Source organism: Ruegeria sp. BHSA118, from assembly GCF_059613405.1.
Genome location: NZ_JBXWSM010000014.1, coordinates 1 through 16,251, shown reverse-complemented (window position 1 = coordinate 16,251; position 16,251 = coordinate 1). Strand labels below are relative to the sequence as shown.

Annotated in this window: 15 protein-coding genes; 7 read left to right on the top strand and 8 right to left on the bottom strand. The window is 56.1% G+C overall.

Annotated elements, in window-relative coordinates:
• Positions 1 to 104: 104 nt before the first annotated feature.
• Complete coding sequence (locus AC2FNN_RS06300) at positions 105 to 1,637, bottom strand: alkaline phosphatase family protein (RefSeq protein WP_496757352.1); 1,533 nt, start codon at positions 1,635 to 1,637, stop codon at positions 105 to 107.
• 261 nt (positions 1,638 to 1,898) lie between these two features.
• On the opposite strand from AC2FNN_RS06300, the gene AC2FNN_RS06295 reads away from it, so the two are divergent.
• Genes AC2FNN_RS06295 through AC2FNN_RS06280 form a run of 4 tightly spaced genes read left to right on the top strand, consistent with a single transcriptional unit; the run spans position 1,899 to position 5,815 of the window.
• Positions 1,899 to 3,023 carry an ABC transporter permease gene (locus tag AC2FNN_RS06295; protein ID WP_496757350.1) on the top strand — a complete coding sequence of 375 codons (1,125 nt, stop codon included), beginning with the start codon at positions 1,899 to 1,901 and terminating at the stop codon, positions 3,021 to 3,023.
• A 1-nt stretch (position 3,024) separates the two neighbouring features.
• On the top strand, positions 3,025 to 3,840 hold the full coding sequence (locus AC2FNN_RS06290) for an ABC transporter ATP-binding protein (RefSeq protein ID WP_496757349.1): 816 nt from the start codon (positions 3,025 to 3,027) through the stop codon (positions 3,838 to 3,840).
• Positions 3,841 to 3,845: 5 nt separating this feature from the next.
• Positions 3,846 to 5,162 (top strand): MlaD family protein, encoded by a 1,317-nt coding sequence (locus AC2FNN_RS06285; RefSeq protein WP_496757347.1) that lies wholly within the window; start codon positions 3,846 to 3,848, stop codon positions 5,160 to 5,162.
• Positions 5,159 to 5,815, top strand: a complete 657-nt coding sequence (locus AC2FNN_RS06280; RefSeq protein ID WP_496757346.1) for an ABC-type transport auxiliary lipoprotein family protein — start codon at positions 5,159 to 5,161, stop codon at positions 5,813 to 5,815. Before AC2FNN_RS06285 ends, AC2FNN_RS06280 begins: the two co-directional genes overlap by 4 nt.
• Positions 5,816 to 5,901: 86 nt before the next feature.
• Here the strand turns inward: AC2FNN_RS06280 and AC2FNN_RS06275 are convergent, their stop codons facing one another.
• Positions 5,902 to 7,482: an FMN-binding glutamate synthase family protein gene (locus tag AC2FNN_RS06275; RefSeq protein WP_496757345.1), complete on the bottom strand. Its 1,581-nt coding sequence runs from the start codon at positions 7,480 to 7,482 to the stop codon at positions 5,902 to 5,904.
• A gap of 249 nt (positions 7,483 to 7,731) precedes the next feature.
• Between AC2FNN_RS06275 and AC2FNN_RS06270 the strand changes: the two genes are divergently transcribed.
• Entirely contained in the window at positions 7,732 to 8,100 is a 369-nt protein-coding gene (locus AC2FNN_RS06270) for a fluoride efflux transporter FluC (protein WP_496757344.1), read from the top strand.
• Positions 8,097 to 8,459, top strand: coding sequence for a fluoride efflux transporter CrcB (crcB, locus tag AC2FNN_RS06265; RefSeq protein WP_152460498.1), 363 nt, complete (start codon positions 8,097 to 8,099; stop codon positions 8,457 to 8,459). The genes AC2FNN_RS06270 and crcB overlap by 4 nt, the downstream gene beginning before the upstream one ends.
• On the opposite strand, the gene AC2FNN_RS06260 is transcribed toward crcB, so the two are convergent.
• From AC2FNN_RS06260 to AC2FNN_RS06235, 6 genes are read right to left on the bottom strand one after another with little or no spacing between them, the layout of a single operon-like run.
• Positions 8,456 to 9,979: a DHA2 family efflux MFS transporter permease subunit gene (locus tag AC2FNN_RS06260; RefSeq protein WP_496757342.1), complete on the bottom strand. Its 1,524-nt coding sequence runs from the start codon at positions 9,977 to 9,979 to the stop codon at positions 8,456 to 8,458. The two genes, crcB and AC2FNN_RS06260, sit on opposite strands and share 4 nt — an antisense overlap.
• The gene (locus tag AC2FNN_RS06255) at positions 9,976 to 10,959 is read right to left on the bottom strand and encodes an HlyD family secretion protein (RefSeq protein ID WP_496757341.1); all 984 of its coding nucleotides are present in this window, start codon (positions 10,957 to 10,959) and stop codon (positions 9,976 to 9,978) included. The genes AC2FNN_RS06260 and AC2FNN_RS06255 overlap by 4 nt, the downstream gene beginning before the upstream one ends.
• A 34-nt stretch (positions 10,960 to 10,993) precedes the next feature.
• Positions 10,994 to 11,320 carry a cytochrome o ubiquinol oxidase subunit IV gene (locus AC2FNN_RS06250; protein ID WP_224856200.1) on the bottom strand — a complete coding sequence of 109 codons (327 nt, stop codon included), beginning with the start codon at positions 11,318 to 11,320 and terminating at the stop codon, positions 10,994 to 10,996.
• Complete coding sequence (locus AC2FNN_RS06245) at positions 11,313 to 11,945, bottom strand: cytochrome c oxidase subunit 3 (protein WP_171233243.1); 633 nt, start codon at positions 11,943 to 11,945, stop codon at positions 11,313 to 11,315. Before AC2FNN_RS06245 ends, AC2FNN_RS06250 begins: the two co-directional genes overlap by 8 nt.
• Positions 11,942 to 14,032, bottom strand: coding sequence for a cbb3-type cytochrome c oxidase subunit I (locus AC2FNN_RS06240; RefSeq protein WP_496757340.1), 2,091 nt, complete (start codon positions 14,030 to 14,032; stop codon positions 11,942 to 11,944). Before AC2FNN_RS06240 ends, AC2FNN_RS06245 begins: the two co-directional genes overlap by 4 nt.
• Complete coding sequence (locus AC2FNN_RS06235) at positions 14,029 to 14,988, bottom strand: cytochrome ubiquinol oxidase subunit II family protein (RefSeq protein WP_496757338.1); 960 nt, start codon at positions 14,986 to 14,988, stop codon at positions 14,029 to 14,031. Before AC2FNN_RS06235 ends, AC2FNN_RS06240 begins: the two co-directional genes overlap by 4 nt.
• 185 nt (positions 14,989 to 15,173) lie before the next feature.
• Here AC2FNN_RS06235 and AC2FNN_RS06230 point away from each other — a divergent pair.
• Positions 15,174 to 16,251, top strand: a 1,078-nt coding sequence (locus AC2FNN_RS06230; RefSeq protein ID WP_496757403.1) for a lytic murein transglycosylase, incomplete at its 3' end; no start/stop codon positions are given.

The window sequence follows — 16,251 nt, the reverse complement described above, 5'->3', positions numbered from 1 at the left end:
GTACCATCAGAATTGATGCGTCGGTAGTGGAATTGATGAACGACAAAACGTCTCATGCAATATGCCTGATCCGACTGAAAAGAGCGCGAAAGCGTGCAGTGATCCTAATATCTGGAACGGGACTTCGCGCCTTCGGAAGTGATGGAGTGCAACGACAAGGTATGATCCATGTTTCGCATCCGATGGCGCAGCATCTGTCTGCCCAACCGGGCAAGATCAGCCGCGAACGCGGGGTTTTCCGCAAGATTTTCGAATTCTCCCTGTCCCTGGTGATCAAACAGGATCGGCGGCAGATCAGCTGCAAATTCGATCAACGTGAATCGTTCGTCGCGCAATATTCCCAGACATGACTCACTGTTGCCCGTTCCCAATCGCTGTTGCCAGAGAGTCGGTTCTTCGGGTTCCGAGAAATCCAGCTCGCTGAAGGAATAGCTGCGCCAGTCATCGGGAACCTCGCCGTGCAACAAGGGCAACAAAGACCTGCCATCCATTGCATTTGGAACAGTCTGCCCAATCCAATCAAGGATAGTCGGCGTGACATCAATTGACTCGGTAGGAACAGTCACTTTCGCGCCGGCCATGGCCTCGTTCCCTGGCAAGCGTATCATCAACGGTGTGTGATAGGCCGCGTCGTACACAGTCATTTTGCCCCAGCTGTACCTGTCGCCCAGCATTTCGCCATGATCAGCCGTAATAACCAGCATGGTATCGTCGTATTGCCCGCTGTCTTTGAGATACCGAACAACGCGCCCGATATGGTGATCGACCTCGGTCGCCAACCCCAGATAAACGGCACGCAAAGTGCGAATATTTTCATCCGTTGGCTCAACATCAGCAAAACCATGAACAAACTTTTCTGCCGTATAGGCGTCCAGCTTTGGCCCGAAAAACGGATGCAGCGCCTTTTCAGCGGCTTCGCTCGCCAGGCATTTCGGCAGAGGGATTCCCGCCGGATCGTACATGTCGTTATACGGGGCAGGCGCAACCAATGGTGGATGCGGACGGATGTAAGTCAGATGAGCAAACCATCCCTCGCCTTGATGTGGTGCAATCCCGCCCAGAAACGCATCGGTCAGAAAGGCTGTGTCGCTGTGTTCTGCCCGATACATGGCCGGGTCGTTCAGCTTGGGCGTTTGACCATTCGGTGAGACAGGCTTGTAGACATCCCAATATGTATCGAACGTATAGCCATTTTTCATCAAATATGATCGCCAGGGGTATGACTCTTCCAGGCGCATTTCGACAACTTCAAGGAACCCGTTCATCGATTGCTCGTAAGATTTGAGCACGGGGTCGTTGGGATCATGGACTCGGGGATCGGCAGACGTATCGGTGTACCCGAACAGCATCGGCATATAACCCGCCTTTCGCATTTCTGTGGCGATGTTCGGAGTGTCATGACGCAGCGGAGTACCATTTCGCACGGAACGATGGTTCATCGCGTATTGGCCGGTCAAAATCGATGCTCGGGATGGCCCACACGGGTTAGTGACAGAGAAGTGGCGCGTAAAACTCACCGCCTCGTCCATGAAAGCCCGCAGGTTCGGTAGTTTCACGTGCTCGGCCAGAGCGCCGTTCAGGCAATCTGCCCTCAATTGATCGATGATGATGAACAGAACGTTTTTGGCGTGATGCATACCGACTTCTCCGAATTCCGCACCCAGGGTTCCGCAGCGGAATGTGTCCCGCTTCCGTTTTTTGCGCAACCGATTAGTCGAACAGCCCTGCGTTTTCTTTTCCGGCCTGACTTGAGCCGAGAAAAGTGACGCCCCTGTTTACAGTTACGCTTGCTCCAACTCATGGTCCGGCGTGACGCCAAGGCCATCCTTTGCGGCAAAAACCGGGTCAAAGGGCACAAAGTCATTGCAGGCATTGAATGTTTTACTTCACATGGCACCATGACGCAGCCAACGATCACATCAGAGCGCGACGCCAGCGGCAATCAAGTGCGCATTTCTGGTGAGTTGCTCACACAATCCCTGCAAACCGTGGAGCGTGATTTTGCTGCGGTCCAACCTTGCGGGGGCAAGGTCATTTTTGATCTGTCTGGCATAGAAGCACTGGATACGGGCGGAGCCTGGCTGGTTGCGGACCTTGGCCGGAGGTTCACGTCAAACGGTGCCACGCTGGAGTTTCAAGGTGTGAAACCCGCACATGCGACACTGATAGACACGGTGACACGCAGCATCCCGGACAAACCCGGCAAGCTTGAGGAGCCTCGCGGTTTTCTGGACTGGGTCGCTCATGTGGGTCAGGGCACATTCGGGGCCTGGAAGGATACCCTGTCGATCCTCGAATTTCTGGGCCTCACCCTGCACCGCTTGTTTCGGACCCTGGTCATGCCGTGGCGCCTGCGCAAAGCGGCCCTTGTCACACATATGGAGGAAACCGGGGTCAAAGCCCTTCCCATCGTGGCCCTGATGGGTTTTCTGATCGGTGTCGTGCTGGCCTTTCAGGGTGCGACACAACTGAAACAGTTCGGGGCCGAGATCTTTGTGGTCGAACTGATTTCAATCTCAATTCTGCGAGAGCTGGGAATTTTGCTGACCGCGATTATTGTCGCCGGCCGCTCGGGCTCGGCATTCACGGCCTCGATCGGTTCGATGAAAGTACAGGAAGAGATCGACGCCATGCGGACGCTGGGCCTTGACCCTATCGAGGTTCTTGTCATTCCACGTGTCCTGGCGTTGCTGATCATGCTGCCCATTCTTGGCTTTGTCGCAGATGTTGCCGGCCTGTTCGGCGGCGCGCTGATGAGCTGGATCGATCTGGGCGTAAGCCCGGGCATGTTTGTCACCCGTTTGAAAGAAAACACCGATGTCTGGCAACTTGGGGTTGGGTTGATCAAGGCGCCGTTCTTTGCGCTGGTCATCGGGGTCATCGCATGCTGGCAGGCCTTGCAGGTCAAAGGGTCGGCCCAGAGCGTCGGGCAGCGTACAACCGCCTCGGTTGTGCAATCCATTTTCATGGTGATTGCAATCGACGCATTGTTTTCGATTTTCTTTTCCGAAATCGGAATCTGACATGAACGATGGCACGCAACACGAAACGGAACAGAACGCCGCGCAGCGTGGCGCCGTGATCCGCGTTCGCGGTCTCAGGAACCAATTCGGAACGCAGGTGGTTCATGACGATCTGAACCTTGATGTCTGGCGCGGTGAGGTTCTGGGCATTGTCGGCGGGTCCGGAACCGGAAAATCCGTCTTGCTTCGTACAATTGTGGGTCTGAACAAACCTGCTGCGGGCAGTATAGAAGTGTTGGGAGTAGATGTTTTGAACGGCCCCGAGGAAGAACGCCGCAGGATCGAACGCCACTGGGGCGTGGCGTTTCAGGACGGTGCGCTGTTTTCATCGCTGACCGTATTGCAAAACGTGATGGCCCCACTGCGAGAACATACGGGCATCAGTGAAAAACTGATGGAATCGCTGGGTGCGTTGAAGATCAGCCTTGTGGGTCTGCCCCAGCTGAGTTGCGGCAAATTTCCATCGGAGCTGTCAGGCGGCATGCGAAAACGCGCGGCGCTGGCACGGGCACTGGCGCTTGATCCCGAAATCGTTTTTCTGGATGAACCGACCGCCGGATTGGACCCGATTGGCGCGGCTGCATATGATGAACTGATCGGCGAGTTGCAGCGAGCACTTGGGTTGACTGTTTTCATGGTCACACATGATCTGGACAGCCTTTACGCCATTTGTGATCGAATTGCAGTGCTTGCAGAAAAACGCGTGCTGGTTGAAGGTCCGATTGAGGATATGACCAAAGTGGATCATCCTTGGGTGCAGGAATATTTCACAGGCCCCCGCGCCCGCGCGGCGCAACAGAAGGGTCAGGACAGGTAAAGGCGATGGAAACCAGAGCAAATTACATCCTGATCGGCGCGTTCACCCTTGCGGGGCTGTTGGGCGTATTCGGCTTTTTCCTGTGGTTGGCGAAATTCGAAGTGACCCGGCAATACGCTTATTACGATGTATTGTTCGATAACGTCTCGGGGCTTTCGGCGGCGGGCGGGGTGAATTTCAACGGCCTTCCTGTTGGGCAGGTGATCTCTCTGAACCTGGACGAGGACGATCCGTCCAAGGTTCGCGTGCGTATAGAAGTGGATGCAGATATTCCGATCACCGAAGAAACGATCGCCCAGCTTCAATCGCTGGGTGTTACCGGCGTCGGTTACGTTGAACTTACCGGCGGGTCGCCGACTGCCGAAAGATTGCCGCAGGACAGCGTGATCAAAAGCAAGCGCAGCACCATCCAGTCATTGTTTGAAGGCGCACCAAAAGTGTTGGACGAGGCCGTTACACTTCTGGAAAGCCTGAACAAGGTCGTTGACGACAAGAACCGGCAAGCCGTGAGCAGCATTCTGGACAACCTTGCCTCTGCGACTGGCCGGCTGGACAAAACATTGACAAGCTTTGAATCCGTGGCCAGCGACATAGGCAGTGCAGCCAAGGATATTGGTGAATTTTCAAAACGTCTGGATCCGCTGATCGAAACGGCGGATACGACCCTCAAGACCGGCACGGACACGCTCAATTCGGTCAAGTCCGCGTCCGAGTCAGCCAGGGCCGCGCTGGACGAAGCGAAAATGACGATCGAAACGGCAGACCGCATCTTGCAGCAGGACGTGCGACCTTTCATCGAGCGCGGATCGCAACTGGCCGAACGGTTGACCCTCTTGTCGGACGAAGGCAGCGTCACGCTGGGGATCGTGAACGAGACCGTGTTGAACGCCAACACGACACTTGGATCGATCACATCTGCAATGGACTCGGCCAAGGGCGCGCTGTCTTCGGCGGAAACGGCCTTTGAATCAGCCAATCGCGTCATGGAAGAAGACGTAGCGCCCGTTGCGGAAGATATCCGGAAGGCGGCCAACCAGGTCACCGAAACAGTCTCGAACATCACCGGTAAGATCGATCAGATTTCAGACGATGTGCTGAGCGCTTCGAACTCTGCGTCAGAGCTGCTGGGAACAATTGACGGCATCGTTCAGACCAACCGCCGGCAGGTGTCAGACTTCCTGCGTGTGGGTCTGCCGCAATTTATCCGCTTTGTCGAAGAATCCCAACGCCTGGTAATCAGCCTCGACCGTCTGGTGGACAAGGTCGAACGTGATCCTGCTCGGTTTCTGCTGGGCACCCAAGCATCGGAGTTCCGTCAATGATCAAGCCTGCAATTGCAATTCTGACGTTTGCATTGGTCGGTGGATGTGCCGGGTTGGGCACTTTGAAACAAGCCGCGAAACCCAACGATTTGTATCTGTTGACACCCAAAAGCACGTTTTCGTCGGCGCTGCCGCGAATACAGAAACAGATCGTCGTTGAAGAACCAACAGCAACCGCGGCTGTGAACACGGATCAGATCGCCATTCAGCCCACCCCGTTACAGGTTCAGTATTTGCCGCGGGCACGTTGGGTGGATCGCGCACCCCTGATCGTTCAGACGCTGTTGATCGAGAGCTTTGAGAATTCTGGCAAAGTCGCTGCCGTTGGCCGGTCAACGGTTGGTCTGCGCGCTGATTACGTGATCGCACCGGACCTGCGCGAGTTTCAGGGCATTGTTGTCGCGGACCCCGAGAACGGAGATAAAATCCGTATCGAAGTGCGGATGAACATCAAGGTCATCGATGAATACGACGACAAGATCATCGCTTCGAATTCGTTTCAGGAAAATGTCGTTGCCGCAAGCGACCAGACATCAGATCTGATCAAAGCGTTTGATTTGGCCTTGGGGCGCGCGATGCGGGATGCCGTTGAATGGAGCATTCGCAGGATCAGCACGCATGTGGCCAACAATCCCAGATCGAACCCCAGTTGAGTTAAGCCACATGTCAAAACGGTGAACGCGGTCGCAGTTCGCCCACACCTGTTCTGGGTAAACGGTTGTTTGTAACGGATCGGGTCTCAGAAACGAGATGCCGAAGCGCGTTCCCAATCCGCCGCGAATTCCTCGGGCACAACACCTGCCAGCAGCGCACCATCCTCCAGATAGGTGTAAAGCTCGCCATAGGTGCGCTCATGCTCGTCCGCCGTGCGCCGCAAAATGTCGCGTGGATGCAGCTCGGACACTTTTTCCTTTCCCATCGCACCCAAGAGTTCGCGGAAACTTTCCAGCGTTGCGTCGTGATACCGGTGAACGCGCCGCCGCTTTTGCGGGATGTTCACCGCGCGCCCGCGAACGGGATCCTGGGTGGCGACCCCGGACGGGCAACGGTTGGTGTTGCAATGCAACGCCTGAATGCAGCCCACCGCAAACATCATCGCCCGTGCCGCGTTGCACATATCCGCACCAAGCGCAAATTTCTCGACCATGTCGTATCCGGTCGCCACTTTGCCCGCACAAATGATCCGGATCTTGTCGCGCAGCCCAACGCCACGAAGGCAATTGTTTACGAAAATCAGCGCCTCGTTCAGGGGCATGCCCAGACGGTTGGTGAACTCGACCGGGGCCGCGCCTGTACCCCCTTCTGATCCATCAATGGTGATGAAGTCCGGCAAAATCCCTGTCTCGAGCATGGCCTTGCAGATCGACATGAACTCGGAAGGTTTGCCAATACACAATTTGAAGCCGACGGGTTTTCCGCCTGACATTTCGCGCAGATCTTGAACGAAGTGCATCAACCCCGACGGCCCGTCAAAGGCACTGTGAGTTGGGGGGGATATCACATCCTGGTGCTCGGGCACCCCGCGGATTTCGGCAATTTCGGCATCGACCTTGGCAGCGGGCAGAACGCCCCCATGCGCAGGCTTGGCACCTTGGGACAATTTGATCTCGATTGCCTTGACCACATCCTTTGTGGCCTTTTCGGCGAACTTGTCCTTGTCAAACCCGCCTTCCGGCGTTCGACAACCAAAATAACCCGTCCCAATCTGCCAGATGATATCACCGCCTTCGGCCAGATGGTGAGGAGACAACCCGCCTTCACCGGTATTGTGGGCGAAACCTCCATCCTTTGCCCCGCCGTTGAGCGCGCGGATGGCGTTGGCGCTCAGCGCGCCGAAGCTCATGGCCGAAACATTGAGACGCGAGGCGCTGTATGGCTTGGTGCATTGTGGCCCGCCCAACATGACGCGATCTTCGCTTTTGTCCACGTGCTTGGGCGCAAGCGAATGATTTGCGCGGTGATATCCAACCTCGTTTATGTCGTATTGTGTTCCGAAGGCCTGCGTATCCATCTGGCCCTTGGCGCGAGAATAAACCAGCCCGCGTACGATCCGGTTGTAAGGTCGGCCGCTTTCGTTGGTTTCAACGAAATACTGTCGAATTTCCGGGCTGACGAATTCAAGCATGTACCGAAAATGCCCCAGCACCGGATAGTTGTTCAGCACATTATGCTTGGTAGTCAAAACATCATAGAGGCCGATGACCGCGTAAGGCACCAAGATGACCAAAAGCCAATGTACGGGTGGCCAGAAGAACCCCAACAGCAACACGAGCGGCAGGCAGACATAGCTCAGAAAATAGTAAATCCTGCGTACAATCATGTTCCTGTCTCCTCGTGTTTCAGACCGGTAGTTGCGCGTTCCAACAGCACTCAACGTGAAACAGATTGATTTTTAATTGCAAGCTTTCGCGGGAATTTAACCGCTCAAAGACAAAAACGTGAAAACGCGTTACAGCGGCTCAACAGTTGAACAGGGTGTCGCCAGTGGATATGCCACGCATACCAGAGGACGACAGGCATACACTTGACAAAGACCCATTCCCAACCCCGGCGCGACCGAAAGAGCCTTATGTTTCTCGCCGTCTTTGCCGGAGGGGCGCTGGGATCGGTGTTGCGCGAAATATTCGCGCTGGAAATCCCCGGCCTCAGTTTCCTCACGTCGACCTTCGGCATCAACGTGGCGGCCTGTTTCGTCTTGGGGTGGCTGTATTCAATACGCCACAAGGTGCACGCGCATGTGCTGCATCTGGGCGCGGTCGGATTTTGTGGTGGGTTGTCCACCTTTTCATCTTTTGTAGCTGATCTGGAACGTATTGCCGAAAGTGATCTGTGGGCCGTCCCCCTTGCTGTCGGGTTGGAAATTGTTGTCGGAATCGGCGCTGCACTGGTCGGAGAGAAGCTGGGCAACCATTTTCATTCCGAGAGGTCACCGTCATGAATGACCTTTATCTTCATGCGATGTTCGGACTGGGCGGAGGCCTGGGGGCGGTCCTACGTCATTGGCTGGCTTTGAAAGTGCGGCATGACTTGCCGTTTTCAACGTTGATCGTAAATGTGTTGGGCAGCCTGCTACTGGGGATCTGGATCGGCTATTTGGGCGGCCCTGTCGACATCCCCGAGGATCAAAGACGGCTGGTCTTTGGATTCTGCGGCGGGTTTACGACGTTTTCCAGCTTTGCCTATCAATCTCTTGAACTTCGGCGCGAGCGGACTCTGGTTCTGGCAGCTGGCAATATCCTGATCAGCCTGGCGCTGTGCTGGTTCGCCCTGTGGCTTGGGCTAACCTTGACGCGCTAATGCACATGAGCGGCAACATGTGACCCAAGCTTCGGAGCGCGACAAAAGAAAAGTAATGGAATTGTGGCCAAGGCAAGCAGACCCAGATTGTTGAATACGGTCAAATAGGAAATCATCTCGGCCTGCTTCATGATTTCCTGGCCCAGAATGGCAGCACCTTCGGCGCTGTCTGGCGCGAGGCCAAGCGGGCTCAGATACGCCTGGGCCGCAGGGTTGTAAGGCGTCACGTTCTGGCTCAGCACCGCCGTATTGGTCTGCAACCCACGTACAACCCAGGTGCCGACCAGCGAGATGCCAACCGACGATCCCAATTGCCTTGTCACGTTGAACAGACCAGAGGCTTCGTCCTGCCGGCCTTTACTGATGCTCTCGAAAGCCAGTATCGACATGGGCACGAACACAAGACCCATCCCGAGGCCGCTGATGGCCCCCGGCCATGCGAGCTCCCAAAAACCGGCATTGAGGTTGATGGCACCCATCATGAAATTCCCGATCGCTGTCAGCAACAGACCGATGCCCGCCAGCAGGCGCGGATCAAAGCGGTTTACCAGAACTGCGCCGGTCAGAACCATGGACAGCCCTGCGGTCAGTCCACGCGGAATGAACAGATGGCCCGACGCGATGACTGGGAAATCCAGCAGGCTTTGAACAAGCGTCGGCAAAATCGCAATACCTCCGAACAGAGACACGGCAAAACCCGCGATGATCAGATTACACAGGGCAAAGTTTCGATCTGCGAACAAGCGCAGGTCCACAACCGAATTGCGAGAGGTCAACGCGTGAAAAATGAAACCAAAAGCCCCGAGAATTGCTGCGATCACAGCCACCTGAATGACGCGGGACGACATCCAGTCCAGTGTCTCGCCTTGGTCCAGAACGAATTGAAGGCACCCGATTCCAAGAGCCAGCAGAGCAAGGCCTTTCCAATCGATCTGAACGTCCTCGGTTTTGTCTTCCGGCAATTCTCCGGCCAGCAGAAGCAGTGCAAGGGCCGCCACGGGAAGATTTACAAAAAAGACCATCCGCCAGGAAAAATACTCGGTCAGGATTGCACCGACCGTTGGCCCCAGAACCGGAGCCACCACGACGCCCAGACCGAAGATGGCCATTGCCTGTCCGCGCTTTTCCCGCGGGAAGGCATCGAACAGAATGGACTGGGACAAGGGGATCAGGAAAGCGCCGAACATGCCCTGAGCCAGCCGAAAGGCAACGATGACCTCAAGGCTCCAGGACATGCCGCACATCATCGACATGACGGCAAAACCAGTCACCGCCGTCAGGATCAACCGTCGTCGGCCCACGCGTCGGGCGACGAACCCTGTCAACGGCATGATGACCACCGCGGAAACGATATAGCTGGTCAAAATCCATGTCGCCTGATCGGTCGTCGCCCCGAATGCGGCCTGGATATGCGGCAACGCCACATTGACGATCGTACTGTCCAGAACTTCCAGTATGGCGCTGAGAACGACGGCGATCACGATCACCATGTTCACATGGCCGGACGCCGCAGGGGTCATTTGCCGTCCACCGGACCTGTTGTATCTACGACAACTTTGCTGCTGCCTCCGACACGCAAGGGCGCATCGGTCGGGTCAAGCGCGATCCGAACCGGAAATCGCCGGGTGACCTTGACCCAGTTCCCGCTCGCGTTTTCCGAGGGCAACAAGGAAAACGTGTCCCCGGACCCTCGCCCGATTGACGCCACCTTACCTGTGAGCGTCGTTCCAGGGAGCATATCGACACGTATCGTGACCGGCTGCCCCGGACGAATGCGCGCCAATGCGGTCTCTTTGAAGTTCGCGTCCACCCACCAATCGGACGATTCGACAATCGAGAATTGCGGGGCGTTGGCGGACACCGAGGATCCGGGGCGAAGGGTCAGATTGGCGATCCATCCGTCGGCCGCGGCATGGATCTTGGTCCAGGCAAGGTTCGTTTGCGCAATTTCAAGCTGTGCCCGCGCAGACAGGATATCATCCTGTTTCGCCTGCAACCCGCTTTTCAGTGCCAAAAGGCTGGACTGGCTGGTCGTCAACCTTGCAGAGGCTTGCGCGAATTCCGATGCCGTCTGATCAAGCGATGCCTGTGCGACATCGCCTGATGCAAACAATGCCTTCGCACGTTCCAAACTCTTCAATGCGGTATCGTAGGCCGATTGGGCGCTGTCCACGGAAGCCTCAGCCGCGGCAATCTGTGTGGAATAGGATTTGGCCTGTTGTATCGCACTGTCCAGATTGGCTTTGGCTGCATCCACCGAAGCCTTGAATTGAGTGTCGTCGATCGTGAAAAGCAGATCGCCATCTTTCACGGGCTGGTTTTCGATCACATGTACATCATCCACCTGCCCTGTCACCTGCGCAGCGACGTAAATGATGTTCGCGCCCAGATATGCATCCTGAGTGGACGGGTACCGCTCTTCGTGCCTCCAGAACAGAACAAGACCGACTGCAATTGCTGCAAGTATCAAAGCCACGGCTGCGATTTTAAGTGGCTTCATTTTCGTATCTCTTTCTGCACACGACCCATGCGCATCACATCACATGCATGTGCATTCGAATTGCCAGATTGCCCAGCACCCAGACCGTTCCAAAAATCATGATCAACAGAACCATCGTGGAAAACAGAACCAGATGCAGGTCTTCGCGGCTGCTGCGCCGGCGGTCGATGTGCAGGAAATAAACAAGTTGCAGAACGAGTTGGGCCAGACCCAACAATCCAATTGTCAGGTAAACACCGGGGGTTTCGATCCCAAACAGATGGGCCACGCCGAAGGTCGCAAAAGTCAACAGCAGCGAACCACCGTATCCGATCACATAGCGCCGACGCTCGCGACGGTGCATTTCCGAGCGTTTATCCATAGGTCAGACCTCCGAAATAAACGATGGTGATGATCCCGATCCAGATCAGGTCCAGAAAATGCCAGAACAGGGCCAACCGCACCACGCGCGAGATAATGACGTCCGTCATCCCTTTCACGCGCAGCTGAATACCCAGAACGATCAGCCACAGGCACCCCGCGGCGACATGCAGGCCATGCAGCGGAACAAGTCCGAAGAAGGCCGACAAGAAACCGCTGCGCTGCGGAATGCCACCTTGTTCCGCCATGGCAATGAAATCACGCACCTCTAGCACCAGAAAACTGATGCCCAGAAAAAGCGTGACGCCAAACCACAAGACAATGCGAGCGCGCGGCAGATTGTATTTCAGCGCCAGCATGGCAAGGCCAACCGTCAGGCTGCTTGTCAACAGGATGAGCGTCTGCGCAAAGACGCTTTTGAGATCAAACAGCTCGTGCGGGCCGGGACCACCGGCCTGTGCATCGATCATCGTGATGTAAATCGCGAACATCAGGCCGAAATAGACCAGGTCGCTCATCAAAAAGACCCAGAACCCGAAGGTGACGACCTCGGTCGCCTTGTGAGCACTCGCGTGACGTTCCCCCAGGTTGATACCTGGATAGCTGTGGGTGGGCGCGCGCTTCATGTCACCGCCTCCAGATCGGGGCGTGCGAGGCCGCGATTTTCCGGAGATGTCTCGAAATCGCGATCCACCGCCTTTTCACCGTGAACCAGTGCAAGCCAGGCTTCGTGATCCTTGCGCACTTCCTCCGCAGGTATGGTCAGCTCGGTACTGTCGTCGAACGTCCAGACGATCACCGCCAGGATCATCAGAACCGTCATCAATGCAGCCAACCACCAGATCCACCAGACCAGCGCGAACATCCAGATACCACTCATGACACACAGGACGAAACCAATGCCCGTATTGCGCGGCAAATCGATATCTTCATAGGCGTCGGGCGTTGGATAGGCCGCCCCCTTTTCCTTTGCTGCCGCAAAATCATCCCGGTCCGTAACGGTTGGGATGATCGCAAAGTTGTACGGCGGCGGCGGCGACGGGATAGACCATTCCAACGTCCGCCCATCCCATGGATCTCCAACGGGAACGCGGGTCTTTTCGCGGTCGCGGATGCTGACCCAAAGTTGGATCAGAACCGAGAGCAACGCGCAGGTAATCACCAGCGCCCCGACGATCGCCACCATCATGAAGGGATGGAAAGATGGGTCATCATAGCTGAAAGAACGGCGCGGCATCCCCATCAGCCCGACGAAATAAAGCGGCATGAAGGTCAGTAAAAACCCTATGGTCCAGAGGGCGACTGTCACGCGGCCCCAGAATTCGTTCAGGCGAAATCCGAATGCCTTGGGGAACCAGTAGTTATAGGCGGCCAACAGTCCAAACAGCACACCCGGCAACAGTACGTTGTGGAAGTGGGCCACCAGGAACAGCGTATTGTGCACCTGATAATCCACGGTCGGATTGGCCAGGATCACCCCGCTCAGGCCACCAATCACGAACAACATCAAAAAGGCCAATCCATACAGCATCGGCACCGAGAATCGGATGCGCCCCCGCCACAAAGTCGCCATCCAGTCATAGACTTTTACACCGGTGGGAATGGCGATCAGCATGGTTGCGATGCCAAAAACGGCGTTTATCAGGGCGCTCTGCCCCATGGTGAAGAAGTGGTGCAGCCAGACGGTAAACGACAAAACCGCGATCGACATCGTGGCTATGACCAGCGAGTTGTAGCCGTAGAGCCTCTTGGCCGAAAAAGTCGCAAAAACTTCGGAGTAGATGCCGTAAGCGGGCAGAACCAGCAGGTAAACCTCGGGGTGGCCGAACAGCCAGAACAGATTGGCGTAGTTCATCATGTTGCCGCCGAGGTCATTGGTGAAAAAGTGGAAGTCCAAATAGCGGTCTGCGGCCAGCAAAAGCGCCGCGACGCCCAACGGCGGCATGGCGAAGACGATCAGGATCGAACTGCATATGATGGTCCAGCAATACATCGGCAACCGCATGAAGGTCATGCCCGGCGCGCGCATCTTGTAGATCGTAACGGCAAAATTGATACCGGTAAGCGTCGTGCCGACACCCGATACAACGATCGCCCAGATCCAGTAGTCCGGCCCAACGCCCGGATTGAAGGCGGCCCCGGTATACGGTGGGTAGGCCGTCCAGCCACCGGTCGAGAACCGCCCTACGACCAGCGAAACCATAAGCATCATGCCGGAGGACACCGTCAGGCCCAGACTGATCTGGTTCAAGCGTGGGAACGCCACATCGCGCGCCCCGATCATCAGCGGAACGACATAATTCGCGATGCCAAAGACAAAGGGCACCGCGACAAAGAAAATCATGATCGTGCCATGGGTGCTGAACAGCTCGGCGAAATGTTCGGCTTCCAGGAACCCGTCGCCCGGGCCGGCGGCCTGCTGCGCGCGCATGACAACGCCTTCCAACACGCCGCGCGCCAGCATGACGATGGCAAAGACGACATACATGATCCCTATCTTCTTGTGATCCACACTGGTCAGCCAATCGCGCCAAAGGGGCGTCCACAACCGAAACCAGCTGAGCAGGCCGACCACGACGACAACGCCAATCAAGACGATTGCGGCAGCGGCGTTGGCAACGATCTCATTCGCGTTCGGGTTCTGGATCAACCCTGTGATCGGAAGCGCATCCCAGTCGAGGCGGCCGAGGAACCCTGAATAGGACGGCGTCATTGCTGCACCTCCTGCCCGAAGGATGCCGTTCCCGGCTGTTGATCAACCGGCAGCGCTTTGCCGCTGTGATAGCGGTGCAGGATCGTTTGAAACAAATCTTGTTCCATCGTGAAATACAGCGCGTCCCTTGGCATCTTGTCGGTGCCCAGCGCCGCCTGCATCTCATCCCTATCTGTCCGCATCGCGAGCATCTGATACGTTTCCGGGTCCAGTCGGATACCGTTTTCGCGGACTTTCTGTGCCCAGCTTTCGAATTCATCACTGGGCATGGCAACGGTGCGAAATTTCTGTTTGGTAAAACCCCGCCCGTTGTACTGCGTGTTCTCGCCTTGCATGACCTCGGGGACGTCCGCGACCAGATGCAGTTGGGTGGTCATTCCCGGCATCGCGTAAATCTGGCCGGCCAGCGCAGGAATCATGAAGGATTGCATGACGGTATCGGTGGTCAGCGTCATGGCCACTTGCCTTTTGGTGGGAATGCCGAACTCGCCCACGCTGGCGATACCAAGATCGGGATAGATGAACAGCCACTTCCAATCCAGCCCGACAACCTGCACGCGCAAGGCCGGGTCTTCGCCAAACGCCGATGCGTACGGGTCAAGCCGATGGGTGGCCTTCCAAAGGTAGAACGACAGGAGCGCCACAATCAGAACGGGCACACCCCACATGAGGAATTCCAGTTTCGCGGAAAAATCCCAATCCGGTCGATAGGCTGCGTGACTGTTCCTTCGGCGGCGATATCGGAACGCGATCAACGGCACCAGTACCAGGACAGGGATAACAGCAACCATGATCAAAGCGGTCGCCCGCAGCAGATGCGTTTTCTGGATGGCGGCAATGGGTCCTTGCGGATCCATGAAACTGTCGCTGGCGGCAACCATTTGCGACATCGACACAAACAGGATCACCGCCATCGCAAGCAAGGGGATTGGATTGGGCGTTTTTTCTAGTGCCATAACTGACTGCCCTTTCCTCAAACAAAATATCATTCGAATATCGACAAGTACGTGAATTTTCTCAAGAGTTTTTCAAACCGCTAATTGCCAAAGTTAATCCCGATTCAACTTCGGGTAAATGGGCCCAAGCCACTGCGGCATCTTCCCGTTGACTTGCAATCCCAACCGGGACAGACAAAATGACGATGCGTATTCTGGTATTCTCTTTCGGGTTCATCCTGCTCTTTCAGCCCTCGTTGGCACAGGATCGTGCGGCGATCGAAAGTCAATTTCAGTCGTGGTTGCAGGAAACCATTTGGCCTCGGGCAAAGGCCAAAGGAGTGACACACAAGACGATGCAAGCAGCCCTTTCCGGCGTGACCATTGACTGGAAATTGCCGGATCTGGTGCCACCGGGAAGCGCGCGCAAAACACCCAAGGTCCAGAAGCAGGCCGAGTTTGGCTCACCCGGTCGCTACTTCAATCCGGGGTCGGTACAAGGCGCAACATCGGCAGGACGGAATATGGCACGGCGCCATGCCGCAACTCTGGCGGCGGTCGAAGCCGAAACCGGCGTTCCTGCCCGCATTATTCTGGCGATCTGGGGAAGAGAGAGCGGATACGGACAGGTTCCGATCCGGCATGATGCTTTCCGGGTATTGTCGACCAAGGCTTTCATGAGCACCCGTGCAGACTATTTCACAGCCGAACTTGTTGCCGCTCTGCAAATCGCAGAAGCAGGGCATCAGCCTGCCCGGCAAATGAAAAGCAGTTGGGCTGGCGCTTTGGGTCAGCCTCAGTTCATGCCGTCCAACTACTTGTCGTATGCTGTCGACGGCAACGGCGACGGGGCGGCTGATATTTGGGGGTCACCCGAAGATACGATTGCTTCAATCGGAAACTACCTCATGAAACACGGTTGGGTCACTGCACGGGACTGGGGATTCGAGGTTTTCGTGCCCCAAAATGTCTCTTGTGCTTTAGAAGGCCCCGATCAGGGGCGACCTATACAGGACTGGGTTGAGATGGGGATACGTCGCGTCTCGGGCAAACCCTTTCCGGCCCATGAGCTGCGTGGTGACGGGTACTTGATGATGCCCGCAGGACGACATGGTCCGGCTTTTCTGGTTACGCCAAACTTCTACGTTCTGAAGGAATACAACAAAAGCGACCTGTATGCCTTGTTTGTTGGCCATGTTGGCGACCGTATTCAATACGGTATCGGCGATTTCAGCGGCGCTTGGGGAAAGGTCAGCGGGCTGTACAGATCCGATATCGCCAAGA

Excerpts from the sequence above, each read along its gene's own strand:
- AC2FNN_RS06300 (WP_496757352.1), bottom strand. The coding sequence starts at position 1,637 with ATGCATCACGCCAAAAACGTTCTGTTCATCATCATCGATCAATTGAGG.
- AC2FNN_RS06295 (WP_496757350.1), top strand. The coding sequence starts at position 1,899 with ATGACGCAGCCAACGATCACATCAGAGCGCGACGCCAGCGGCAATCAA.
- AC2FNN_RS06290 (WP_496757349.1), top strand. The coding sequence starts at position 3,025 with ATGAACGATGGCACGCAACACGAAACGGAACAGAACGCCGCGCAGCGT.
- AC2FNN_RS06285 (WP_496757347.1), top strand. The coding sequence starts at position 3,846 with ATGGAAACCAGAGCAAATTACATCCTGATCGGCGCGTTCACCCTTGCG.
- AC2FNN_RS06280 (WP_496757346.1), top strand. The coding sequence starts at position 5,159 with ATGATCAAGCCTGCAATTGCAATTCTGACGTTTGCATTGGTCGGTGGA.
- AC2FNN_RS06275 (WP_496757345.1), bottom strand. The coding sequence starts at position 7,482 with ATGATTGTACGCAGGATTTACTATTTTCTGAGCTATGTCTGCCTGCCG.
- AC2FNN_RS06270 (WP_496757344.1), top strand. The coding sequence starts at position 7,732 with ATGTTTCTCGCCGTCTTTGCCGGAGGGGCGCTGGGATCGGTGTTGCGC.
- crcB (WP_152460498.1), top strand. The coding sequence starts at position 8,097 with ATGAATGACCTTTATCTTCATGCGATGTTCGGACTGGGCGGAGGCCTG.
- AC2FNN_RS06260 (WP_496757342.1), bottom strand. The coding sequence starts at position 9,979 with ATGACCCCTGCGGCGTCCGGCCATGTGAACATGGTGATCGTGATCGCC.
- AC2FNN_RS06255 (WP_496757341.1), bottom strand. The coding sequence starts at position 10,959 with ATGAAGCCACTTAAAATCGCAGCCGTGGCTTTGATACTTGCAGCAATT.
- AC2FNN_RS06250 (WP_224856200.1), bottom strand. The coding sequence starts at position 11,320 with ATGGATAAACGCTCGGAAATGCACCGTCGCGAGCGTCGGCGCTATGTG.
- AC2FNN_RS06245 (WP_171233243.1), bottom strand. The coding sequence starts at position 11,945 with ATGAAGCGCGCGCCCACCCACAGCTATCCAGGTATCAACCTGGGGGAA.
- AC2FNN_RS06240 (WP_496757340.1), bottom strand. The coding sequence starts at position 14,032 with ATGACGCCGTCCTATTCAGGGTTCCTCGGCCGCCTCGACTGGGATGCG.
- AC2FNN_RS06235 (WP_496757338.1), bottom strand. The coding sequence starts at position 14,988 with ATGGCACTAGAAAAAACGCCCAATCCAATCCCCTTGCTTGCGATGGCG.